Source organism: Mucilaginibacter sp. (assembly GCF_039935595.1).
In the GTDB taxonomy this organism is placed as follows: Bacteria; Bacteroidota; Bacteroidia; order Sphingobacteriales; family Sphingobacteriaceae; genus Mucilaginibacter.
In genome coordinates this window covers 1-22,597 of record NZ_JBDTJZ010000026.1, presented here as the reverse complement: position 1 = coordinate 22,597, position 22,597 = coordinate 1, and the positions used below count along the sequence as shown (strand labels likewise).

At 42.8% G+C, this 22,597-nt stretch carries 21 protein-coding genes and 1 tRNA gene; 8 read left to right on the top strand and 14 right to left on the bottom strand.

What is annotated here, in order from left to right; all coding sequences use genetic code 11:
• Positions 1–266: 266 nt before the first annotated feature.
• Positions 267–1,184: a PfkB family carbohydrate kinase gene (locus ABI367_RS01535; RefSeq protein WP_462230503.1), complete on the bottom strand. Its 918-nt coding sequence runs from the start codon at positions 1,182–1,184 to the stop codon at positions 267–269.
• Positions 1,185–1,271: 87 nt separating this feature from the next.
• Here ABI367_RS01535 and ABI367_RS01530 point away from each other — a divergent pair.
• A tRNA-Asn gene (locus tag ABI367_RS01530) sits at positions 1,272–1,345 on the top strand.
• 113 nt (positions 1,346–1,458) lie between these two features.
• On the top strand, positions 1,459–2,865 hold the full coding sequence (locus ABI367_RS01525; protein WP_462230501.1) for a hypothetical protein: 1,407 nt from the start codon (positions 1,459–1,461) through the stop codon (positions 2,863–2,865).
• Between the two features lie 86 nt (positions 2,866–2,951).
• Here ABI367_RS01525 and ABI367_RS01520 read toward each other — a convergent pair whose 3' ends face one another.
• The 4 genes from ABI367_RS01520 to ABI367_RS01505 all read right to left on the bottom strand — a co-directional run bounded on the left by ABI367_RS01520 (position 2,952) and on the right by ABI367_RS01505 (position 6,953).
• A complete protein-coding gene (locus ABI367_RS01520; RefSeq protein WP_462230499.1) occupies positions 2,952–3,992 on the bottom strand; it encodes a hypothetical protein in 1,041 nt (346 codons plus the stop codon).
• 277 nt (positions 3,993–4,269) lie between these two features.
• Positions 4,270–4,770: a cupin domain-containing protein gene (locus ABI367_RS01515; protein WP_462230497.1), complete on the bottom strand. Its 501-nt coding sequence runs from the start codon at positions 4,768–4,770 to the stop codon at positions 4,270–4,272.
• Between the two features lie 40 nt (positions 4,771–4,810).
• On the bottom strand, positions 4,811–5,881 hold the full coding sequence (locus ABI367_RS01510; protein WP_462230495.1) for an alkene reductase: 1,071 nt from the start codon (positions 5,879–5,881) through the stop codon (positions 4,811–4,813).
• A gap of 88 nt (positions 5,882–5,969) precedes the next feature.
• Positions 5,970–6,953: a helix-turn-helix transcriptional regulator gene (locus ABI367_RS01505; RefSeq protein WP_462230493.1), complete on the bottom strand. Its 984-nt coding sequence runs from the start codon at positions 6,951–6,953 to the stop codon at positions 5,970–5,972.
• A gap of 263 nt (positions 6,954–7,216) precedes the next feature.
• On the opposite strand from ABI367_RS01505, the gene ABI367_RS01500 reads away from it, so the two are divergent.
• Positions 7,217–8,359, top strand: a complete 1,143-nt coding sequence (locus ABI367_RS01500; protein WP_462230491.1) for an AI-2E family transporter — start codon at positions 7,217–7,219, stop codon at positions 8,357–8,359.
• 78 nt (positions 8,360–8,437) lie between these two features.
• On the opposite strand, the gene ABI367_RS01495 is transcribed toward ABI367_RS01500, so the two are convergent.
• Both ABI367_RS01495 and ABI367_RS01490 read right to left on the bottom strand, forming a co-directional pair.
• Entirely contained in the window at positions 8,438–9,352 is a 915-nt protein-coding gene (locus ABI367_RS01495; protein ID WP_462230489.1) for a hypothetical protein, read from the bottom strand.
• A 30-nt stretch (positions 9,353–9,382) separates the two neighbouring features.
• Positions 9,383–10,333 (bottom strand): AlbA family DNA-binding domain-containing protein, encoded by a 951-nt coding sequence (locus ABI367_RS01490; protein WP_462230487.1) that lies wholly within the window; start codon positions 10,331–10,333, stop codon positions 9,383–9,385.
• Between the two features lie 457 nt (positions 10,334–10,790).
• Here ABI367_RS01490 and efp point away from each other — a divergent pair, with 457 nt between their 5' ends.
• The gene (efp, locus tag ABI367_RS01485; RefSeq protein WP_462230485.1) at positions 10,791–11,351 is read left to right on the top strand and encodes an elongation factor P; all 561 of its coding nucleotides are present in this window, start codon (positions 10,791–10,793) and stop codon (positions 11,349–11,351) included.
• A gap of 33 nt (positions 11,352–11,384) precedes the next feature.
• Here the strand turns inward: efp and ABI367_RS01480 are convergent, their stop codons facing one another.
• Both ABI367_RS01480 and ABI367_RS01475 read right to left on the bottom strand, forming a co-directional pair.
• Positions 11,385–11,972: a 2OG-Fe(II) oxygenase gene (locus ABI367_RS01480; RefSeq protein ID WP_462230483.1), complete on the bottom strand. Its 588-nt coding sequence runs from the start codon at positions 11,970–11,972 to the stop codon at positions 11,385–11,387.
• Positions 11,969–12,478 (bottom strand): OsmC family protein, encoded by a 510-nt coding sequence (locus ABI367_RS01475; RefSeq protein WP_462230481.1) that lies wholly within the window; start codon positions 12,476–12,478, stop codon positions 11,969–11,971. Before ABI367_RS01475 ends, ABI367_RS01480 begins: the two co-directional genes overlap by 4 nt.
• 122 nt (positions 12,479–12,600) lie before the next feature.
• On the opposite strand from ABI367_RS01475, the gene ABI367_RS01470 reads away from it, so the two are divergent.
• Positions 12,601–13,857 carry an alpha/beta hydrolase gene (locus ABI367_RS01470; RefSeq protein WP_462230479.1) on the top strand — a complete coding sequence of 419 codons (1,257 nt, stop codon included), beginning with the start codon at positions 12,601–12,603 and terminating at the stop codon, positions 13,855–13,857.
• A 61-nt stretch (positions 13,858–13,918) separates the two neighbouring features.
• Here ABI367_RS01470 and ABI367_RS01465 read toward each other — a convergent pair whose 3' ends face one another.
• Positions 13,919–15,034: an alpha/beta hydrolase gene (locus ABI367_RS01465; RefSeq protein ID WP_462230477.1), complete on the bottom strand. Its 1,116-nt coding sequence runs from the start codon at positions 15,032–15,034 to the stop codon at positions 13,919–13,921.
• Positions 15,035–15,196: 162 nt separating this feature from the next.
• On the opposite strand from ABI367_RS01465, the gene ABI367_RS01460 reads away from it, so the two are divergent.
• Both ABI367_RS01460 and ABI367_RS01455 read left to right on the top strand, forming a co-directional pair.
• Positions 15,197–15,526: an ArsR/SmtB family transcription factor gene (locus tag ABI367_RS01460; RefSeq protein WP_462230475.1), complete on the top strand. Its 330-nt coding sequence runs from the start codon at positions 15,197–15,199 to the stop codon at positions 15,524–15,526.
• A gap of 71 nt (positions 15,527–15,597) precedes the next feature.
• On the top strand, positions 15,598–16,062 hold the full coding sequence (locus ABI367_RS01455) for an arsenate reductase ArsC (RefSeq protein WP_462230473.1): 465 nt from the start codon (positions 15,598–15,600) through the stop codon (positions 16,060–16,062).
• 51 nt (positions 16,063–16,113) lie between these two features.
• Here the strand turns inward: ABI367_RS01455 and ABI367_RS01450 are convergent, their stop codons facing one another.
• The 3 genes from ABI367_RS01450 to ABI367_RS01440 all read right to left on the bottom strand — a co-directional run bounded on the left by ABI367_RS01450 (position 16,114) and on the right by ABI367_RS01440 (position 20,942).
• Entirely contained in the window at positions 16,114–17,934 is a 1,821-nt protein-coding gene (locus tag ABI367_RS01450) for an ABC transporter ATP-binding protein (protein ID WP_462230471.1), read from the bottom strand.
• Entirely contained in the window at positions 17,927–19,162 is a 1,236-nt protein-coding gene (locus ABI367_RS01445) for an MFS transporter (RefSeq protein WP_462230505.1), read from the bottom strand. The genes ABI367_RS01450 and ABI367_RS01445 overlap by 8 nt, the downstream gene beginning before the upstream one ends.
• Before the next feature lie 115 nt (positions 19,163–19,277).
• Entirely contained in the window at positions 19,278–20,942 is a 1,665-nt protein-coding gene (locus ABI367_RS01440; protein WP_462230469.1) for a sensor histidine kinase, read from the bottom strand.
• A 281-nt stretch (positions 20,943–21,223) separates the two neighbouring features.
• Between ABI367_RS01440 and ABI367_RS01435 the strand changes: the two genes are divergently transcribed.
• Positions 21,224–21,454: a hypothetical protein gene (locus tag ABI367_RS01435; protein WP_462230467.1), complete on the top strand. Its 231-nt coding sequence runs from the start codon at positions 21,224–21,226 to the stop codon at positions 21,452–21,454.
• 84 nt (positions 21,455–21,538) lie between these two features.
• On the opposite strand, the gene ABI367_RS01430 is transcribed toward ABI367_RS01435, so the two are convergent.
• Positions 21,539–22,597: hypothetical protein (locus ABI367_RS01430; protein WP_462230465.1), on the bottom strand; the 1,059-nt coding region annotated here is incomplete at its 5' end.

The window sequence follows — 22,597 nt, the reverse complement described above, 5'->3', positions numbered from 1 at the left end:
GCTCGCAAATAAGAGATATTATAATTGCATTAAAATTTTTGGATTTACTATCATCCATCATGCAATTAAGTCGAAACAGGTTGAAATTTTGATTCATCAAATTGGGTTTCCGCAATATAAATAATTAATTATATTATAAAAACCTGAATTAAAAGACCTTATCAAATATTAAAAGTACATTGAATTACTTATTTAATACTTTAAGCTATAAAATCAAACAAGCCCTACATTTCTGTAGGGCTTGTTTATAGATATTGAGCATATTATTAAACTATCTCAAAAGACGACAAACTCACAAACTCCTGTATACGCGCCGCAATTTCTTGTTTGGTTAAATTCTTTAATTTTTCGGTGCCAAATTTCTCTACACAGAATGATGCCAATGCCGAGCCATAGATCAGCGCGTTTTTCATATTGTTAAAGTTTACGGTACCTACTTTTGCCAGGTAACCAATAAATCCACCGGCAAAGGTATCACCGGCACCTGTTGGGTCAAATACTTCGGCTAAGGGCAGCGCAGGGGCCGAGAATATCTTATCCTCGCTAAACAACAATGCGCCATGCTCGCCTTTTTTAATGATCAGATATTTAGGGCCCATGGTTAATATTTTACGGGCAGCCTTAACCAAACTGTATTCGCCCGATAACTGGCGCGCCTCGGCATCGTTAATAGTTAATACATCCACCAGTTTAATAGTTTCCAGCAGGTCGTCCATGGCAATGTCCATCCAAAAGTTCATGGTGTCCATAACAATAAGCTTAGGGCGGTTGGTTAGGCGTTTAATAACGGTTTGCTGCACCTGCGGGGTAAGGTTACCCAGCATCAGGTAGTCGCAATCCTGGTAGCTGGCGGGAATGATAGGGTCAAAGTCAGCTAATACGTTTAATTCTGTTATTAAAGTATCGCGGCTGTTCATATCGTTATGGTACTTACCGCTCCAAAAAAAAGATTTCTCGCCCTTTTTAATTTGCAGACCCTCGGTATTTATACCATGTTTTTCAAAGTCTTTGATCTCGCTTTCAGGGAAATCATCGCCTACAACAGCTACAATTTTAACCTTGTCATAAAAATACGTAGCCGCTAAACCGGCATAGGTGGCGGCACCACCCACAATTTTGTCGGTTTTACCAAAGGGGGTTTCAATAGCGTCAAACGCCACAGTACCAATAACTAATAAACTCATGTAAAATATTTTATAAATTTTTTATTGCAAATATTGTGAAATATGCGCAATAATCATACTTTTGCACACTCCAAACCGGAAATAGATTCCTGAGTAGCTCAGCCGGTTAGAGCATCTGACTGTTAATCAGAGGGTCGCTGGTTCGAGCCCAGCCTCAGGAGCAAAAAGCCTCACAGCAATGTGAGGCTTTTTTTACGATTTGTTTTTTAGAAAAATCATCCCATTATTGTATCTTGCCTATAAGTTAAACATTCGTTACCTAAAACACACAGTTATGGAATTCGTTAAAAGCATTGATCCCACCTCATCTAACCCATTGGTTAGTTCTCTCCTGGAAAAATTCGAAAAATATAAAAATGTTGATCCTGGCGAGATAAAAAGCAGTTCGGCTAATACATCGTTAATGGCATTTAACGGATATTACACCCTGAACAGTACCACCGGGGCTTTTTTTGCTATTGATGCAAATATTTTGGCTATAGGTACCTATTCCATTCCTTTTATAGACCTTTTAATATCATTAGACGGAAAAAACTCTTCCCAGATACTATTTACCGGAAGTTTTGAAAATAATCAGCTGGTACAAAGCGGGGGCGGGTATAATATTAGTTTAACGTTTACCCGTACAGATAATGGTACCGGCACTACGGCAACTTGCGCTGGCAGTATCACCATCCCCGGACAAACAACTGCAACCCCAGTACAGGGTGCAACCTATAACAATCCTATAACTCCGGCTGTGTTTAGCGGCCAGTATTATTTATCGCTACCTGCCGGCGGCAGCGCGCCTGCAAACGAACCGGTATTGCTGCAGATAGAAGCCAACGGTGCAATTTTGTATAACGATACCCCGGGCGATGGTTTAAAACCCATTGCGGGTTATTTGTATAACGTGAATATGTATTTTTTTGTAGCGTTAACCGCGACCAAAGAAGTGGTATTTTTTATCATGGGTTCTGCTGCCGAAGGGGGACTTGCGTGCAATAATATCCCTTTGCACGGCGCGCAAAGATCATTGCAAACCATACCTAAGCCGGTTGCATCAAAACTCATATCGGCTAACCCTAACAGCGAGCAACTTGCCGCGTTTAGCGGTTACTATCAGCTACCTTCTATCCATAGCGGTGCCTTCGTGTCTATACAGGGGCAATATGTTACCAATGCAAATATTAAGGCTTATAATGTAAAAATAGGCATATCAGTAGATGGTGTTAATGCTAACGGCTATTATTTTGAGGCGGCTAATATGTCATTCACCAATAATACCTTAACGATGACCTTACCCGGCGAAACCATAACCATAGTATTTAAAAGGGAATATGACGCTAATTTAAACTCGTTGGTAACCATTACCGCGAGTTTTAAAAACTACAACAATGTAACCGGGTATACGCTGTTTAACCCGGTACCGCTATCGGTGTTTGGTGGTGCTGTCATGACCACAAAAAATCCTCCAACCACCTTAGCTATTATGAGTGATACAGCAGTAAAATTAAATGGGGTAATATTGGATAATTTTATATACGTACCCATCATGTATATTTTAGCCAGTCCGGCACCGGCACCGGGCGTAATACCTACAGAAATGATGTCATTTGGCACCAATGGTACATCAGGTAATACCTGTATTCTTACCAACAGTGCCGGGATGTCCGTGGTTGCTGCGATACCCAGTTCGTAATTAATAATAATCTAAATTTTGTCTTAACAGGGTCCGCTGCTAGGGACCCTGCTAAGACAAAATTGGTGGACGTGTAATGAGCAACCTCATAACGTCTTTGCCTTCACTTGTTCTCCGTCCTCCCAAACCAACAATAACTTGTTCTCGGGCAACCCTATAGTTTTTAAATAACTGCCTTTACCTACATCGGTCACTTTATTGGTACCTACATAGGTTATCTTAAGGTTACCGTTGTCGGAAAATGAAACCACGTTTTGGCCACCTATCAAACTGATACTGCAATCACGTCCTGTGGCTAATTCTACCTCATTGCTGCCCGGCTTAGCATAATAAACAGTGCCCTGTCTTTTCCAAATAGTGGAGATGGAGTGGTCGGTATTAAATATTAAACCGCCGCCGTCCATAGGGCAGGCGTTCAGTTTCCACGTACCGGCTCCTAACTTTTGTGCAGCACTAAAAGTAATTCCATTGTTTTCTGATCTGATCAGGTATAGGTCTCTAGAACCCATCAACCAGTTGCGGAACATGATGGCTACCCGGCTTCCGTCCACCGCGATGCTTGGCCGGCAACATTCACATACGTGGCCGTCAGGCGACTGATAAGCCAACTTGTTGAGGCTCCATTTATTTGATTTTGGTGTAAAGGAGGAGAAATAAATATTATTTTTTTTACCCATACGGGTGTCCAGCCATACTGCATAGAAGTGATCTTGCTTATCCGAAGCGATATTCATTAATCCTTCGGGTGCTGACGAACGCTGGTCGTTTAAAAAGCCCATTGCCTTCCAGCCTTGCCTTGTTCGATGGTTTAATATGAAATAATGAATTTCTCCCTTTTTATCTATAGCGGTTACCAGGCTATAAGTTACCGAACTGGCCAGTTGCGGCCCCCTGGCCATGCCCAGGTGCATATCAGGCACAATGCCTACTAAAATTGGCTTTGAAAAGGTTTTACCGGCATCGGTAGAGGTGGAGCAGAAGATGCTGTCTGCCCGACCATACACCAACCTGACCACACCGGATGCATCCTTGGCGACCTGCGGCTGGTGGCCCTGAAAAGAAGCTTGGGCAGTTGCTTTATTAAAACTGATAAAGCATAATAAAAGTAAAGCAAACATGTTTCGCATAGGGTCTGATCCTGGTTAATAACAAAGTAAAATTATGTAAAAAACAAACGGAATGCTATAAAATTGCCTGCGGGGGGTGCCGATTAATTTTGTATCGTTAATGCAACATGATGGAAACAACAAAATTACGGACATTTTGTCTTAGCAGGGTCTCTCGCAGCGAACCCTGCGTTTTTGCAAGTGGTAGGGTCAAATAATCGCAGGGTCCCTTTCAGGAGACCCCGCGGGGATTAAAAATCCAAGAATTTTTTTAAGGTGTAAATTCAGGTAGCCATTGTTATTTTGTTTCAAAATAATCAGGCGGAAAAACTTCCTGATCATACTTGATGGCGATTGATTTAAGTTTTTCCGCATCTTCGGGTGTCATTTCTGGTACCGGTAAAAACTCGCCATAAGCAACAGGTTTACCAATCTCTTTAAAAAATTCTTCCAACCCGGCAGCAACTACAATACATAAAATGTGGGCATTGGATTTGCTTTCATTTTTAAAAGCATGAATTGCTCCGCCTTTTGGAATACTGACAAAGGCGCCCTTTTTTGCAATATAAGTTTGCTTTTCAGTTCGCACTACTATTTCCCCATCTATCACGTAAAATGATTCATGAAAGGCGGCGTGGGCGTGCGGACCTGGCCCGCCTCCGGGAGGAATCAGCATATCTATAACTGCAAATTCGCCATCGGTCTCTATACCGGTAATAAGTAGTCTGTAGTTATCTCCTACAACTGCTAAATCAGTTCCCTCTAACGGGTTTACTGTAATGATCTTGGTTGGTCTCATATATAATTTACATTTGTTGAACAGAATTGTTTAAAGGGAATTAATTGAAAAGAACAGGATAGTCAGTGTACCCTTTAGCATCCGGGGTATATAACGTTGTAAAATCAGGGGCATTCAATTCTGCACCTTTTTCAATACGTTGTTCAAGATCTGGGTTTGCGAGGAAACCACGTCCAAAAGCAATCAGGTCCGCGTCGCCATTATTCAGTTCAGCTTCCGCTTTTTCTGCCGTAAACGTATTACAGTATATCAGTGTACCTTCAAACTCGGTACGAATGGCTGTCAGCGTCCCGGCAGGTATCTGCGGGTTAAGGCTAATATGGATATAGGCAATACCGATCCGGTTAAATTCCCTGCTTAAATGGATATAGGTTTCCTGGGTGGTATCTGCATCATAAGCCTGGAGGTCGCCCAGCGTAGAATTTGGCGAGATCCGGATGCCAACCTTTTCTTTGCCTATGACAGCGGCTACACTTTTTGCAATTTCAATTGCAAAACTGGCCCTGTTCTCTATACTTCCGCCATAGCTATCTGTGCGGTCGTTCACATTCGGGTTCAAAAACTGCTCAATCAGGTAGCCATTGGCGGCATGTAATTCTACACCATCAAAACCGGCAGCAATCGCATTTTTTGCAGCGGCAACATATTGATTGATGACATCCTTTATACCTTGTGTTGATAAGGCTACCGGAACAGGGTAATCCTGCATCCCGGCTGTATCCGTATGCATTTGTCCGGCCGCGGGGATAGCCGAAACGCCAACAACCTGCACACCTTCCGGAAGGTTAGCCTGGTGGCCTATGCGACCGGTATGCATAAGCTGCAAAAATATTTTGGTGTTGTTTTGATGTACGGCACTGGTTGTTAATTTCCAGCCCTCTACCTGTTCGGGTGAGAATATGCCGGGGATACGGGCATAACCGAGCCCTTCGGGAGCCGGGGCCGTACCTTCGGTTATAATTAAACCTGCCCCGCGGCGTTGGCTATAATATTCTGCCATTAATGCATTAGGAATATTACCAATAGCGCGGCTACGGGTCATTGGGGCCATCACTAAATGGTTTTTTAAATTTAGAGCGGTGCTGTTGTATGGAATCAGTAGCTTTTTCATATCGTTTGTTTTTTTATTTCTTAAATGATATGTCAAAGGTCCGCATGATGGGCAATTTAAAATAGCGTACCCCGCCCAAAAAATAGTCCTATCCGCCCGACGCGTATTTTTTAGGTTTTTGCTGGTGGTGACGTTCAAACAACCTTGTAAAATGGCTCAGGTTACTAAAGCCCAACTGATAACCGGCCTCGCTTACCGAATAATTTTTATGTCGTAGCAGGTAAGCAGCCTCTTCCATACGGGCTGTTTGATAATAATGGTATATACTATCGCCAAAAACCTGTCTGAACAAATCTTTCATTTTGGTTTCGCTGATGCCGCCCAGTTTGGCCAGTGCGGGCAGGCTGGGCGGCTCACTAAGATTACTGAGTATAGCTTCGCGAATCAAAAAAAGCTTTTCTGCATCTGCCTTATTAACCGGGTTATGTTTTAACGATTGCCGGTTATGCAGTTGATTAAACACATCATATAGCAGGGTTTCTGCTTTTAAACGATAGTAAAAATCTGCAAAGCCATTTTCTGACTGCGATTCGGAGATCTGTTTAAGCGTTGTTTGTGTTTCGGGCGCCATACTTTCAAAAAGGAGAATGGATTCTTTTGGCGTTACGATCGCATCGATCAGCGCGTCTTTTTCACTGAGTGCTAAAAGCGTTTCAAGACGGGTAGTACTTATCCCGATTACGGTATAATAAATTTCGGTACCAGCCGGAAAGGCAATTATAGAATCGAAATTATTGGTCGCGATCTGTATCGCCATGTCGTTGTAACGACTAAAATTTCGTTGTTCCTCGTCAGCCGTTACCAAACTTAAAGGCTCTTCGTTATTATATAATATCACGCTGATAAAACTTGCCGGTTCTTTTGCACCTACGCGTTTTAATATCAGTTCCTGGCTAAGTCGATAACGATGAATATGCAGGCGAAAATCTTCATAAATATCTACCCGCCTAACAAAGCCCTCGCCGAGCGAAGCTGGTATTTGTACCTCATTATTAATTACAGGGACATTCAGGGCCTCCGCAAAAGTGCTTAAAAAATTAAACTGGGGTTGCGTAACAAACTCTATTAGCATTATTGAATGTAGCTACTAAATTTAACAGATGGTATTAAAATGAATAAAAAATCCCACGCTGGCGCGAGTTTATAACTTTTTTCTTAGCAGTTTTTCGCAGCGGACCCTGCGTTTTTTGAAAGTGTATATCAAATAATCACCGGATCCTTACATGAGAACCGGCGGGGACAGTAATATTAACGACTTTTATGTTTTAAGCCAACAATAGCTTGTAGGTCAGCCGGGTAAGCGAACAATAATCTGCTATCTTTGTTGCACAATTTATGGATTTAAAAACCTTTAGCAATTTGCCATTTTATATAAAGCTGGCCTGCGTGCTTTTTAGCCTTTTTGCTATCGGGTACCTGGTTATTATTGGCAAAGAAATTCTGTCGCCATTAATATTTTCGTGCCTGTTCTCCATTTTATTATTACCTGTCTCGCAGTTCTTTGAATTTAAATTGAAATTACCGCGAAGCGCGGCAGCAATGCTATCTGTGATTTTGCTGCTTTTGTTTGTTGGCACAATAATTTACGTTATTGGCACCCAAATTGCCGATTTGGCCAAGGAATGGCCGGATTTCCAGGCCCAGATAAAAAGATCTCTTTGGGAATTTCGCGGATGGGTGCAGGATAATTTTCATGTGGCACGGGCCAAACAATTGCGGGTTGTAAATACCGCCACCAGCAAAGTTTTATCGCCGGATACCGCTGCGGTGGGGGCAACGGTCTTGTCTGTATCAGCTATGCTTTTATTTCTGGTATTTACGTTCATTTATTCGTTTCTGTTCCTCCTTTACCGCAGCTTGATCATGAAATTCCTGGAATCGGTTTTTTTGAAAGAAAATACCGCTACAGTGCATGAGATTGTTGAACAGGTACAATACATGATTCGTAAATATATTATTGGCCTGCTCATTGAAATGGCGATTGTTGCTGTGGTGGTTAGCGTAGCTTTTTCATTAATGGGTGTTAAATACGCCATTTTGCTGGGGCTGATCACCGGATTGTTTAACGTGGTACCTTATATCGGCATCTTTACCGCTTTGGTAATAAGTTCCATAGTTAGCCTGGGCACTTCGGCCGATAGCAGCCAGGTTATTTGGGTTATGGGCACTCTGGTCGTCACTCATTTAGTGGATAGCAATGTTTTATTGCCATTAGTGGTTGGCTCTAAGGTACGTATCAATGCATTAATGACCATTTTAGGGGTAGTTATTGGCGAGATGCTTTGGGGGATACCCGGAATGTTCTTATCCATCCCGGTTATTGCTGTATTGAAAATTATTTTTGACCGGGTGGAAAGCCTGCATGCCTGGGGTATTATTATGGGCGACGAAGAGCGGAAACAAAATAAACTGGCTACCCGGTTTATGGTTAGAAACAAAAAGGTAAAAGTGGATAAACATGATGATATTGCAGATTAAGTTGTGTCATTAAATGTTTGAGCCATTTTGTCTTAGCTGGGTCTTTTGCGAGAGAATCTGCGGGGACTAAAAAATCGGTCACTCAGCCACTTCATTTTTAGCATGTGGGTTATAATCTCCTAAATCAAAATTGACAAATTGCTTGCTGTTAACCTCAAAAACGTAAAATGTCCAATCTTTAAAAGCTAAGTTGAAGTTTAAGGATGAAAGTTTTACACCTGAATTTTTTGAAAGCTGGTCGATTACTTCGGCCTCGTGTTCAATAACATAACAATGTATTCTAAATAACTCACGGTAAAATTCGTTCATATGCAGTCCTGCCAAAATGCTAAAACCACTTACCGTTGAACTAAGTCCGGGAAAATAGGCGTGGTTATCTACTTGTGTAAAAAACGTATAACCTTTTTTTCGTAGCGTTGTGATACCTTCTTCGTCCAGTTTGGGATAAACATCCATTTCCTGATCATTAATCAAGAATTGTTTATTCAAATCAGGCCAGTTATCCCGTATTATTCTTAATAAATCACGTTGGGCGAAAACAAAATTTTCATTGTGGTGCCGGATATCAATAAAGTAAACTGTGTTGGCAGTTACGTGAACAAACAGCAGCCATTCTGAACGTGTATTAAAATAATCGGTCGCTTTCATTTTGCTTTCATTTAAATGTAAATGATGGATTTGCCAGTCATTCAATAGAGAGTCGTGCCTTTCAGAAAGAAAAGCTCGCTTACTCAAAAAAGGATTAATGTCTTCGCCTGATATAAATTTCTTTTCGATGCTGGTGAAAACGGAGTCAAGATTTAAAGACTTAGCTTTAAGTCGCAGCCCGTTACTGATGTATACAGGACGTGGAGTACTTTTAATTATTTTATGTTTTAGGTTAAAGTAACTTCGTAAAATATCCTGGGTGGTATTCCCCTTGGGCTTTATATCATATTGCTTTAAAATTTTTAAGATAAGATTCTTAGCGTCAATCAACAAAGGGAAATCCATACGCAAAATAGTAGATTATAGGTGATCAAATTAAAAATGCTTCATATTGCAAAACTCGATCTCACCGCTTTTGGGTTCCGCATTGTCAGCATAAATTGTCCAGCTTACTTTATTGCCGACATCAGTCGAGTATTCGTTTATTGGTATTGATTTTAGCATAACTCGCATGCCTGGTAATAAAGGTTCATGTCTGACCGGGCCATATTGTTTGGGTTTAGCAATTGGTCCGACGAAGTAGCGTTCTGCATTCGGTTCTACCAAATCCCTTACGGTATTATCAGCTTTCATTTCCTCTGTACTGTTGTAACGTTTATCGTAAACGTTGCCCCTAACACATCTTTTAGGGAGTTTAAAAACGACGTTAATATACTTGGCATAAATTTTACTGACGTTCTCAGCGTAAATATTCATCCAATAAAAATAAGGCTCTTTATCGTCTAAAGCAGGCTTACCGTCTGCTCCCTTTCGTAAATTACTCTGCTTTGCAATATCAAAATCAATAACGATGTCAGTGTTCTTTTGCCGTCCCATTATGTCGCGGATTTCATGGTCGAATAATGGTTCAACAGTAAAGTTATGCCGACGATAATATTTCTTATCGTCGGCCTGATGTGCGGTTTCTCCTTTAGGTATTTCCAGTATATACACCACCTGATCCCTCGCAATTGTAATAACGTTGATTTTTAGACCGTGTATACGGGGCCTTATTTTAGCGTTAAGTATCTGCTCAAGCCATTCTTTGGTAATGACTTTTCGATCTACCGTGTCAATTTTACCAGGTAGGTGTTTATTTGTTTGATCTTCAGCAATCCCGTAAATCAATATACCGCCATTGGAGTTAGCCAAAGAAGAAACATCTTTTGTTATCTCCATTACTTTTTTATCATCTCGTTGCAAAGCAGCAGCGGACTTGTATTCCAGTTCCGGATTTTCTTCTATTCCATTAGCGATCAGCTGTTGGATATAATCAAGGTCAAACATAATTGTGCGTATTTTTAAGGATATATAAAGTTACCGAATAGAACACAATGCAGCACACTTTGTATTTCAAATATATCCCTCTGCTCCCACAAGTTTATAACTCGTGGATAGATTTTATTAAGCTTTCAGCTTAATAACCACCGGCACAATCCTTTAATTCTACCAACTCTTTTATTTTTGGCTTGTCGGAAAAAAACGTAACTAATATTTAGATAAATTAACCTAAGATAAAAATTTATGGTTAACACCTAAAAAAGTTAAAATGTTTATTATCAGTTATTTAAATCAAATTTTGTTGAAAATGTGTTAAGTTGTGTTAAACCATTTTGCTGTTTTTTTTGCTTGCATATTTTCATTAAACGATATTATAGGCGCGCTGCCACGTGGTACAGCTGCGCTTTTTTTATAAATGGATTATTAATCTATCTTTGGGCTCGAAAATTACAATAGCATTTTTATGGCAAAAGCATCCGAAGTTAAAGTAGGCAACATATTACGTTTTAACGGCGAACTGGTAACCGTTACCGAGGTTTTACACCGTACACCGGGTAAGGGCGGCGCTTTCTATTTAGATAAGTTCCGTAATATTAAAACCGGTAAAATTGTGGAGGCCCGTTTAGCTACTGACGAGCAGGTGGAGATTTGCCGTGTAGAAACAAACGACTACCAATACCTATACGAAGAAGGCGATAACCTGGTAGTGATGAATAACACTACTTACGACCAGTTTAGCGTACCCAAAACTTTGTTTGGCCAGTCGGTAAGGTTTTTAAAAGAGAACATGGATGTTATCATCTCTTTTGAAAGCGAGGAACCCATTATGGCGCAGGCCCCAAACTTTGTAGAACTTGAAATTACCTATGCCGAGCCGGCTGTTAAAGGCGATACCTCGTCGGGTGCGCTTAAAACTGCTACAACCGAGATTGGTGTGGAGTTAAAAGTGCCCTTGTTTATCAATCAGGGTGATAAAGTAAAAGTAGATACCCGCACCGGCGAATACGTGGAGCGTGTGAAATAATGATAGAAATAGCCCGCAGCAATGCGGGTTTTTTTATGCGCCAATTTTTAACCACCCAGTAATACTCATGCGTGGTAAATGGGTTATCAAAACCTCATGCTCCAGTTGGTTGCTTTTAAAAAAAACACTTTTACCCGCGTTGGGCGAAATATCGCAAGACCCATCACCCTGATAAATGCGCAACGCGCCGCCACAAACCTCGGCATTTAAATACATAATCATGGAGAAGGCCCGGGTGCCGTTTTGTTTAAAATTATCCAGGTGCCGTTTGTAAAAACTGCCTTTTTCGTACAGCGTATAATGAAACTCGTAACCGGTAATACCGGCATAGCAGCTTTGGTTAAGGTGAATAACGAAGCTGTCCATCAAATCAAAAAAGGCGTTTTCATAAATATTATTGTGCAGCCTGTCCAGCCAGTAAATTTTATCGCTTCTTATTAATTTATCGTGGTTTACCAGTTTATTATTACCCGTACCCGCGTGCAGCAATAAATCGCCTGCATAAAGCACGTTAATATTATCTACCAAATGTGCCGATAATGCTGTACTCAAAAAATTACTTACCGTACCCACGTTGGTGGCCAGGTAACTATCAATGAGTTCGTCGAATATGAGGTTCAATTTGAGGTGGTGTACGTTGTTTGAACATCAACGCCATTGGCCAATGTTTGATATACAACGCAATACCTTTCAGTAAGTTTTTTTAGGGCCGCTATTTGCTCTTCGCCCGCATCGGTATGTAACTCAAATTCCAGACGAATAGTTTTAAAACCAACGGGAGCTTCTTTACTAACACCTAACGTGCCTCTAAAATCAAGGTCGCCTTCTGCCCTCACCGTTCCACTTTTTATATTTACCTCAATAGCCGTTGCCACTGCCTGTAAGGTAACGCCGGCACAAGCCACTAATGCTTCCAGCAGCATATCGCCCGAGCAGGCAAGCATACCTGTGCCGCCGGTGGCAGGATGCAAGCCTGCTTCTACTATGGCTTTGCCGGTTTCCACTTTACAGGAAATACCTTCGCCAATCTTACCTTCTGCTTTTAATGTGATAATTGCCGACTCCGGCTGCTCGCGGTATTTATCTTTGAGCGGTGCCTGCAGGTTTCTAAGTTCTGTTACATCCATAATTAATTACAAGTTTAATAAAAATCTGATAACATCCTGAACCGTCAGTTTATGAAATGAACCGGAGTTTAAATTTCCGGTATTTTATATAACTTTATGCTAACCAATTCAAGCTAACATTAATGAAACTACCTCAGCTATTCCTGGCTCTTGTTTTTACAGGACTGTCATTTACCGCGATGGCCCAAAAACTGGCCGACCCTATTTTGTTATGGCCCGACGGCGCACCCGGTGCTACCGGGGTAAGTGATGAAGATAAACCGGCAGTAACGCCTTTTATTCCCGAAGCATCAAAGCGTAACGGTGCCGCTATATTAGTGGTGCCGGGCGGCGGGTTCACCATCCGCGCGGTTGACCATGAAGGCGTACTGGTTGCCCAATGGCTAAAAGCGCATGGCATTACCGCGTTTTTGCTGCGCTACAGGTTAAGTCCGCTATATAACCGCAGCAATTGGGTGGAAGATGGCAAACGGGCCATGCAATACATACGGGCAAATGCCGCAGATTATCATATCTCTGCTGATCGTGTAGGAGCGGTTGGTTTTTCTGCCGGCTCAACGCTGATTGCTGATATGGCCTTAAACAGCGGCGCTGTACAGGCAGATGCAGCAGACCCGCTGAGCCGACTATCGCCAAAACCAAATTTTATAATTCTGTCTTACGGTTCTACACGTATCCCGGCCAATGCCGACTCGGCTTTAGCCACTATGCCGCCAACATTTATGTACGGTACGGTAGAAGACAGGGGCAGCCAAACCGGTATGCTGGATATGTATACGCGGCTATACCGTGCTAACGTGCCTGTAGAAGCGCACTTTTTTAGAAACGGCATCCACGGCACCGGATTTGGCCTGGGCGACCCCATATTAGGCCAGTGGACAACCTTGCTGCATAACTGGCTGGCTGCAGGTGGCTTTTTGACCCCTAAACCGCAGTTCCCTTTAGCGGGTGTGGTAAAATTAGATGGCACCCCCCTGCTGGATGGTATGGTGATATTAACACCGGTTGACAATAAAAATGCGCCCCCGGTTACTGTTTTTATCCGCAATACAGGTACCGGAGAATTAGGAAGATTTTTAATGCCCAAAAACCAGGGACCTATAGCAGGCAAATATAAAGTGGAAGTTAGGCAGGACGCTACCCGCTGGACCAGTAACTCGCGCGAGCCTTTTATGATTGAGATGATGGCAAAGCAAAACAGGCGCACACTTACCGATGCGGATAGAAAAGCTTGGGACGAATACCTGCGCAAACGCGATCTGTCGCCAAGTATTTATAACCAGCGTGTTTTTGCCCGCAAGCATCCAAAGGATAAAAGCGATTATGTGGTTGACATTAAAGAGGGCAAGGAATTGCTGATAGACGTGTTTAGTAAGTAAGTATTAACGAGGGGTCATGCCGAATTTATTTCGGCATCCCATTACGTTCCGGACAGTCGTTTTAGTACTTCACCGGCTTATAATCCTTCCAAAGCCATTCCAATGCTTCGGGTAGTGTTTGCCTTTTGGTAGCACCATCCACATGCTTGGCGTTTCGGGCAAATACAAACTGGTACTTATATTTTTTATCGGCAAGTGCTTTGGCCATGTTCTCGTTGGCTACTACCCAGTCGTGCATATCATCGCGCATTACGTTGGGGTTGTACAGGTCCTGGTCGCCAACTTCCATCCATATCCGTAACGGTTTTGCCTTGCTGTTGGGGATAATGCTTTTATGAAACTCCCAGGCACCGCCCGGTATTTTAGGGTTGTACGGCCATTGCTGATTAATATACGTGCCCGAATAGGTAAGCACACGGTGATACCATTCCGGATGGTACCAGGCCATAATGAGTGCGCACGAGCCGCCCGAACTGCCACCCATGGCAGCGCGACCGTTAGGGTCCCTGGTTAGTTTTACGTTGTACTGTTTCTCAACTATCGGCAATATTTCGGTTTCAACAAACTCGGCGTAGGTGCCGTTCATGGTATCGTATTCCAGACCGCGCTCGCTGCCCTGGGCATCCCCACTGCCGTTGCCTAACGAAATGGCTATCATGGGCGGCACTTTGCCTTCGGCGATCAGATTGTCAAGCACCGTGAAAAGTAAATTGTCCGGGCCGTCGGCTCCGACTATAAATGGCGCGGCGGTACCCGCTACATATTGTTTAGGCACATATACCGCTACCTGGCGTGTGTAAGGAGCAGGATGGCTGGTAGTAACAATTAAACTGGCAGGGTTTGCCGGGTCGGGCGTACCAAAGGTGTTCCTATCCTTGGCTATGCCGGGATATATCTTGCTGTCTTTCGAATCTATAGTAAAACGGTACACCATTCCCTGCGGCACATTATCATGTACAACCGATTCGGGCGCAGGCGTATGGGTAGGACCTATAATAAAATTGCCGTAAGCATCTGCCGAGGGTATGGTACCATCAGGCAGTTCGGTGGCAGTTACATAACCGGGCGTATGCGGGTCTCGGATTGGTATTTGGGCCATAGCAGGTGTTGCATCCCATATCATGCCTGATAACATAACCAATGCTACGGCACGGTTAATTGTGTTAATTAATTTCATTATAGTGGTTTATGGATCGGTTATAATTAAATTAAAATTAGTGTTTTTGGGAGAGATTGCAAATCAACCCTAACTTATTTTTAATTCCGCAAAGCGGGTAAAACATTGCTCCCCATAAAAATTTGGATTTTTAACTATTTATCGTAATATTGCATTAATAAGATGGGGTTAACTAAGACGGCTAATTTTACAGATAGGCAGAACCAACTGGCACAAATGCTTAAAGCTTTGGCGCATCCGGCGAGAATAGCAATTCTTGACCATTTGTTAAAAGCTAACGAGTGTATAACCGGCGATTTGGTAGAAGTTACGGGTTTAGCACAAGCAACCACTTCGCAGCATTTGAGAGAACTAAAAGATGCCGGTTTATTAAAAGGTACAATTGAAGGTACGTCTATGAATTATTGTATTGATCAGGTAAAATGGAAAGAAAACGCGGCAATATTAAAAGCGTTCTTTCTTGATGTGAAATTTGACGAAAACTGCTGCTGATTTTTTTTGTTTTTATTAATCGTTATATTGCAATATATAGGTAGATAAATTATAAACCAACACATAAAACCATGATACAGCACAATATTTTATTCGTTTGCATCCACAATTCGGCCCGCAGCCAAATGGCCGAGGCCTTTCTAAATCACTATAACGGTAAATCACTAATTGCTGAAAGCGCCGGACTTGAACCGGGAAAACTGAACCCGAATGTTGTAAAAGTAATGCAGGAGGTGGGCATTGACATTAGCCATAAAGGCACACAGGAAGTTTTCGACTTATTTAAGAAAGGGCGTTTGTTCCAGGCAGTCATCACGGTTTGTGATGAAGCCAGTGCAGAGGGTTGCCCAATCTTTCCCGGCGTAGTTCGAAGAATGGGATGGTCATTCTCCGATCCCTCAAGTTTTAAAGGTACAGAGCAAGAAGTACTGGAAAACACGCGCAAAGTAAGGGATGAGATCAAAGAAAAGGTACTTGCCTTTATTGAAGATGCGAAGCACCTGGAGTATTGGACTAAACAAAAGAGCAACGCTTAATCCTTAAAAGGATCCGGAGGTAGTTTGCCAAATGATACTTAAAAGTGAGGTTTACTGATAACCCTTAGCCTGCAATTGAAATAATTCTGCATAGTGGCCACCTTTTAATATCAATTCCTGGTGTGTACCCGCCTCGAGTATAGTGCCCTTATCCAATACCAGTATACGGTCGGCCAAACGTGCTGTTGAAAAGCGATGGGAGATAAGTACTGCCGATTTTCCCCGGGTTAACTCGGCAAACCGTTGGAAAACTTCGTATTCGGCACGTGCATCCAAAGCGGCTGTTGGTTCATCTAATATTAAAACCTGAGCATCTTTCATATAGGCGCGTGCAAGCGCTACTTTTTGCCATTCGCCACCGGAGAGTTCGATCCCCTCATTAAACCGCCGCCCCAGCCATTGATCATATTTGTTGGGTAGTTTAGCGGCAAGCGAATCGGCCAGGCTCTCTTCCGCTGCTTTTTGGATGAGTGTCTTATTGTTAATTTGGCTGATATTTCCTACCGCTATGTTTTGCGAAAAGGTCATTTGATATTTCAGGTAATCCTGGAAGATAATACCCATGTTCAGTCGCAGCTCCTCAATAGCATATTCTTTAAGGTTTATACCATCCAGTAAAATGCGCCCTTCGGTTGGGTCATATAACCGCGCCAGCAATTTAACCAACGTGGTTTTTCCGGCGCCGTTTTCGCCGACCAATGCCAGTTTTTCGCCGGGGTGCAGGGTGAAGCTTAAATGTCTGTTGGCCCAACTTTCAGAATTATGGTAACGGAAGCCTACATTTTCAAATGTAAAGCCCTGTTTAATTGGGTTAGGGAACGGCAAAGGATTTTGTGCGACACTTATTTTAGGTTTGATCTCAAAAAACTCCAGAAAGTCATTCAGGTATATGGTGCCCTGCGATACCGTAGTAAAACGGCCAAGCATATTCTCCATGAGGTTGCTAAGCTGCTGAAATGAGCCGGCAAGGAAAGTGAGCGTACCTACTGATGTTTTGCCGATAATGGTTTGGTAGATTATAACCCCATAAGCCACATAATAGCCAATAGTGCCCAAAACCGAAAAAAAGGTACCCCAGGCAGACCGTTTAATGGCCAGTTTGCTGTTATCAGCATAAAATTTATCCGAAAGTGTTTTGAACCGGTTGATGATAAAGTCGGACAGGCCAAAAATCTTTACTTCTTTTGCGGTTTCGTCGCTGGCACCCAGGTAACGCACATAATCCAATTCGCGCCTTTCGGGTGTTTGGCTGCGGCTGAGGGCATAGTTTTTACTGTTGAAGTAGGATTCGCCTAAAAACGAGGGAATAATAGCAATAACCAGCACCAATATGAGCCAGGGGTTAAAAGCGATAAGCCCGGTAAGCAAAAAAGCCATAGATATAAAATCCTGCACCTGGCTCATCACTTGCGACAATAAAATACTGCGGCCCACCGTTTGCTGTCGCGCCCGTTCCAGCTTGTCATAAAATACCGAGTCTTCAAACTGGTCAAGATCAAGCGTTGTGGCATGGCGCATAATGCGCATAGACGTATAATTAGAAAAAAGATCGCCAAGGAGGCTGTCCGTTAACGTGATCATGCGGCTCAATCCATCGGTAAGCACCGCCACGCCAAACTCAATGATCACCAATTTCCATAGGGTATCCTGGCTGCCGCCGTGGCGGTTCAATAATACTACCTGGTCAATAATCAGTTTGCCGATATACAGCAGGGTTACAGGCATAGCCGAACGGGCTATACGCAGCGCGAAACTTAACGTTGTTTTACCGGGGCTGCTTTGCCATACCAGGCGAAAAAGTTCGGGCAGATTTTTTAAAGATGATAGCCGTTGTTTAAAAGTCAGATCAGATTTGAGTACCGTTTTAGCCATATGCCTTTGCCGAGCTTTTGTTAATTAACAAAGCTATAAGAAATAGCATCCCCGAAATGACACCGCCAAGTAAAAAATTCCTGTTGGGAAAATGACTGCCTGTAAACCCGGCTATAGGGTAGGCTATAGCCCACCATAAATGTGAGAAGGCAAAGTGTGAGCCGTAAACCTTCCCTTGTTCATTATCCGCTATGTTTTCGCCAATCAATGTTTCTGACGGCATTTCGGCCAGGCTTTGCCCCAAACCAGCGAATAACCACAAGATGAGCATTACCGGGTAACCAACAAAGTTGGTGAACGAAATGGCAACGCAGAGAATTAATGCGCCTGCGATAAGCGAGATACGGCGTGTTTTGGTTTTATCCAAACTTCCGGCTACAAAAGCAGCAATACTTGCACCAATACCAAAAGTAGCCATGGCCCAGCCATAATATTTATCAGTTAAGTGCAGTGTGGTTTTGACGTAGCCAACTGTATTTACCAGTATCTGTGCTCCGGCAATGGCCGAAACAAACTCAATAAACAAAGCAAACCGTATAAGCGGGTTTTTGAAAAGCAGTTTTACTCCTTTCAACGCGTCATGCCAGGCAGTGAATGTTTTTTGGCTTTGCATAACGTTGTGTTGCATTTTGGCAGCCGGCAATGTCAGGATCAATATAGCAGCTATAATAAACGAACCCGCATCTAAAAAGAAGATCTCACGTATACCGAACCATACCGCCAAAATTCCGGCTAATCCGGGCCCTAAAATGCCTAAGATCTGAAAAGTGGCAGTTGATAAACCAACGGCTTGCCGGTAATGACTATGGCTGGTAACTAACGGGATGACGGAGCGATAGGTTGGCGTAAAGAAAGCGTTGAAAACATTTAATAGAAAAACCAAAGCATAGATCTGCCATTCGGCATGTACAAAAGGAAAACAAGCCACAATTGCCATCCTGAAAAAGTGAGTGGTATAAAGAATAGTTTTACGGCTCACGCGATCGGCAAGTACACCGGCAAAGGGTGAAAATATGATAAATGCGATCACGCGGAGGGTTAAAGCAGTAGCGAGTATTACAGCCGATCGTTCTTTTCCGAATTGATAAGACAATAGTGCAAGCCCTACCCAGGTAAAAGCGTCGCCCAGCAAACTGATCGATTCTGCAAAATACAACCCCGCGAAAACCCGGTTTTTTAGCGCTTTAAACGGTTCAATTAAAACAGATAGCTTACGTTTTATTATCATCAAACATTATTTTTTTAATAAGCTAAAGCTACTTTTTTTATAATTGTTTGATTGCTAGCTAACGGGTTAAACTGGCGCATATAAACTTATACTACGTAAAGCGGGTTTTGCCACATTAATCAACATAAGGTATGCTAAACCTGATGGTGCAGCCCTTGCCTGTGTCGCTATGTACACTAATGGTGCCGCCCTGTAGGTTTATAAGTTGTTTGCAAAGGTATAGGCCCAAACCCGTACCCGCCTTGGTTTGACTGCCGCCGGCTTGGTAATAGCGGGTAAACAGGGTTGCCTGCTGCTCTTTAGGGATGCCGATACCGGTATCTGTAATACTAACCTCCAGTACTGTGCCCTGCGTTTGAGCGGGCAATACAGCTGATACCGTTACACCCCCTGCATCTGTATACTTGATGGCATTGCTCAACAGGTTAACCATGATCTGCTTGAGTTTAAAGGTATCGCCGTTAACCGTGGCGTCTTCATCCCCGGTAAATTCATATACCAGTGAAATGCCCTTTTTTTCGGCCATAAATAGCATACTGTCTACCGCTTCGCGCAATACCCCGAAAGGCTTAAAGGTTGCCTTTAAAAGCACCCCGCTATGGTTATGTTCAAGTGCGCTAACGTCAAGTATATTGTTAACCGTTTCCATCAACATGGTTGACGACAGGTTGATGGCCAATACTTTTTTCTCCTGGTCGGGCGATAAGACGGTTTTATTTAACATATAAATGGCGCCCACAATTGCCGTTAGCGGGTTACGTATCTCATGGCTCATAATTGCCAGTATCTCTGATTTTTGCCCGGCCAGGTCTACGGCCCGCTGATTCTCTGTCAGGTAATTTTGCTCGGCTTGCCCGGCTTTACGGATATAAATAATAAGCAGCACTATAAAAACCAGTATCAGTATAATAGCCACGCTGATAAAATGGTCCATATCAGCTGTGGTTGACTGGTATTGCTCCAATACCTCGTTTCGGGCTTTTTCCCAGGCCGCCTGGTTAATGTCCTTTAGCTGTTGTAAAAGCTGGTGGAGCTGCGCCAGCAGGTTGAGGTTGGCCGTGATGAGTTGTTGGTTAGACAGCAGCAAATAGGCATTTTGCCGGTTAAGCTGTTGCAGCAATTGAGCCGGTGTAAGCCTTTTTTTTGCCGAATCGCGGATACGCTTTTCGTGTATGGTTAGTACTTTAACCTGGTTTTTATTGACGATGGCGTTTTTTAAACGTTTCAACAGCCCGGCATTGGTTGCTTCCTGCCTGATACTAACTGTAGTGTCGGCCCTTGCAGCCCGCAAACGCGCTTTGTTTTCGGCAGGAATGATTGTAGCGGGTGTTGTAGCTCTTAGCAGCGAATCGAAATGCAGTTTCAGGTCAAATACTCGTTGGGAAATAGCCAGCTTTTGGGTAAATGACCGGGCAATTTGCTGCCTACTGCCCGGAAAATAGCGGGCGCTATCGCTCTGGTATTTCACCAAAAGCGTGTTGATCTTCGTAAAAACGTTGTTCAGCTTAAGCTTATAGTCATTAAGGTTATCCGCGTTTCCGTTAAGATTAGCTTTTTGAAAATCATTTTCAGCGCTGTTTAGATCCAGCAGTATATTGCTGATCTCCGGCTCTGGCGAAGGCTCTTTAAGCCGGGTGCTCAGCCTATCCAGCTTCTGCCCGATAGAATACTTTAACACGATCGAACCAACTGCTATAATAAAAGTAAACAGCAGGAACAGTATAAATAGGTTACGTAAATTTTTGGCCGTTGGGCCACGCCTTATTGATCTTCCACTCATTCTTCTCTCTTTTTGCAGTTAATGCTACCTAAGCACTGGTTTAATAGCGGCAAAGATAACGTATTAAAAACCGGTTATCTGGTAATTGAATTTTACGTGGGCCACGTGGTTGTATTTTTTCTCGGGATTATTCACCCTCAACGAGTCATCGCCCTTTACGTTTGATAGCACCCACTTATTGCCAAACTGCGGCGACTTGAAAGTAGCGGAGAATTGTTTTTAGTATATATAATTAAAGCATAAAGTTTATATATTTGCGCAGTAATTTTTTTACAACTGATATGAAAAAGACCTTAGGATTAATCATTACATTAATTGGTATACTAATAGTAGGCGGAGCATTTGTTTTAACGCCCGACCATGCGTTAAATGCTGCTGACTCAGTAAATGGGATCCAAGCTTCGGCAGCGTTGGCTTATAGCGGTTTTATAACTTTCGGTGTCGGTGTTGTACTTTATATTTCAAGCCTTCCGCTGGCCGGCGAGAAACGCCAGCAAAGCAGTCAATCTTAATTTAAAAAAAAACAATAACAAAAGGCCCGATGATTTTTCATCGGGCCTTTTGTGTTGGCTGTAGTATTACAACAGGCACATTGTCTACTTCACCGTTTTATTAATAGCCTTTACTTTTTTAAATATATCATCTACATCATAATCAGATAATATGATGTTGTAGTCCTTCCAAAACTTTTCGTCGCCATTGCTTTTATAGGCGTTGATATTATCATTGCGTCCAATTTTGGAGCTGAATGATTCCGTCTCGGTGGTATCTACAGCGGTTATCTGGTAATTGAATTTTACGTGGGCCACGTAGTCGTATTTCTTTTCAGGATTATTCACCCTCAGCGAGTCATCCCCCTCTACATTTGATAATACCCATTTATTGCCAAACTGCTGGTAGTTTACTTTGGTATGGTCATACAGCAGGTCAATACCTGTATTACCCAGCCGCATTAACGAGCGTTTGGCAAACGTAGTAGCCCCAATAGTGCTTGTTGCCGAAGGGCTCAACCCAAAGTCAAAATAGATAAAGGCGTAAGTTTTGGTATCAATATATATAGTGCCGCGGTAAGTATTACCCTCAACACCCGGCTTCTCGCTAAATGTTATTTCGTAGGCCTTATTACCGTTTACATCAACAAGACCCGTTGCGTAAAACTGGTGGTTAAGCAGGCCCTCGTCATTTAAAAACCCCGAGGCCATTATATGGTTAATCACATCAGTTTCAAAAATGGAGTTAGGTTTTTGGCCAAATTCAAGCGTGTTAAAATCGCGTTCGTTTTTTTCGCTGCGCGCCTTCACCAGCCTGAAAAGGTCGGCATGCTTGTCGGTATACCCAAAATTGTAAACGTCAAATACCGCTTCTGATAGCTGCAATGGATTTTGGTCATTATAAGTATACATGCGGTAAAAACCGCGCAGTATATGGGGGCGGTTAATATAATTTTCGGGGATGCGGGCCATAGCCTTTTTAAGGATCTTATCCGCATCATAATAAGTTACGGTAACCTCGGCTAAGGTGGTGTTGCTTTTTTCGAGGGCGACGTTCAGATCCTCGTCGCGTTTAATATCGCTTATAGCTAAAGTTTTGGCGGTATACCCTATGCATGATATTCTTAAGCTATCGGTAAGGTTGGCCTGGGGTATTATTAATAC

Excerpts from the sequence above, each read along its gene's own strand:
- ABI367_RS01535 (WP_462230503.1), bottom strand. The coding sequence starts at position 1,184 with ATGAGTTTATTAGTTATTGGTACTGTGGCGTTTGACGCTATTGAAACC.
- ABI367_RS01525 (WP_462230501.1), top strand. The coding sequence starts at position 1,459 with ATGGAATTCGTTAAAAGCATTGATCCCACCTCATCTAACCCATTGGTT.
- ABI367_RS01520 (WP_462230499.1), bottom strand. The coding sequence starts at position 3,992 with ATGCGAAACATGTTTGCTTTACTTTTATTATGCTTTATCAGTTTTAAT.
- ABI367_RS01515 (WP_462230497.1), bottom strand. The coding sequence starts at position 4,770 with ATGAGACCAACCAAGATCATTACAGTAAACCCGTTAGAGGGAACTGAT.
- ABI367_RS01510 (WP_462230495.1), bottom strand. The coding sequence starts at position 5,881 with ATGAAAAAGCTACTGATTCCATACAACAGCACCGCTCTAAATTTAAAA.
- ABI367_RS01505 (WP_462230493.1), bottom strand. The coding sequence starts at position 6,953 with ATGCTAATAGAGTTTGTTACGCAACCCCAGTTTAATTTTTTAAGCACT.
- ABI367_RS01500 (WP_462230491.1), top strand. The coding sequence starts at position 7,217 with ATGGATTTAAAAACCTTTAGCAATTTGCCATTTTATATAAAGCTGGCC.
- ABI367_RS01495 (WP_462230489.1), bottom strand. The coding sequence starts at position 9,352 with ATGGATTTCCCTTTGTTGATTGACGCTAAGAATCTTATCTTAAAAATT.
- ABI367_RS01490 (WP_462230487.1), bottom strand. The coding sequence starts at position 10,333 with ATGTTTGACCTTGATTATATCCAACAGCTGATCGCTAATGGAATAGAA.
- efp (WP_462230485.1), top strand. The coding sequence starts at position 10,791 with ATGGCAAAAGCATCCGAAGTTAAAGTAGGCAACATATTACGTTTTAAC.
- ABI367_RS01475 (WP_462230481.1), bottom strand. The coding sequence starts at position 12,478 with ATGGATGTAACAGAACTTAGAAACCTGCAGGCACCGCTCAAAGATAAA.
- ABI367_RS01470 (WP_462230479.1), top strand. The coding sequence starts at position 12,601 with ATGAAACTACCTCAGCTATTCCTGGCTCTTGTTTTTACAGGACTGTCA.
- ABI367_RS01465 (WP_462230477.1), bottom strand. The coding sequence starts at position 15,034 with ATGAAATTAATTAACACAATTAACCGTGCCGTAGCATTGGTTATGTTA.
- ABI367_RS01460 (WP_462230475.1), top strand. The coding sequence starts at position 15,197 with ATGGGGTTAACTAAGACGGCTAATTTTACAGATAGGCAGAACCAACTG.
- ABI367_RS01455 (WP_462230473.1), top strand. The coding sequence starts at position 15,598 with ATGATACAGCACAATATTTTATTCGTTTGCATCCACAATTCGGCCCGC.
- ABI367_RS01450 (WP_462230471.1), bottom strand. The coding sequence starts at position 17,934 with ATGGCTAAAACGGTACTCAAATCTGATCTGACTTTTAAACAACGGCTA.
- ABI367_RS01445 (WP_462230505.1), bottom strand. The coding sequence starts at position 19,162 with ATGATAATAAAACGTAAGCTATCTGTTTTAATTGAACCGTTTAAAGCG.
- ABI367_RS01440 (WP_462230469.1), bottom strand. The coding sequence starts at position 20,942 with ATGAGTGGAAGATCAATAAGGCGTGGCCCAACGGCCAAAAATTTACGT.
- ABI367_RS01435 (WP_462230467.1), top strand. The coding sequence starts at position 21,224 with ATGAAAAAGACCTTAGGATTAATCATTACATTAATTGGTATACTAATA.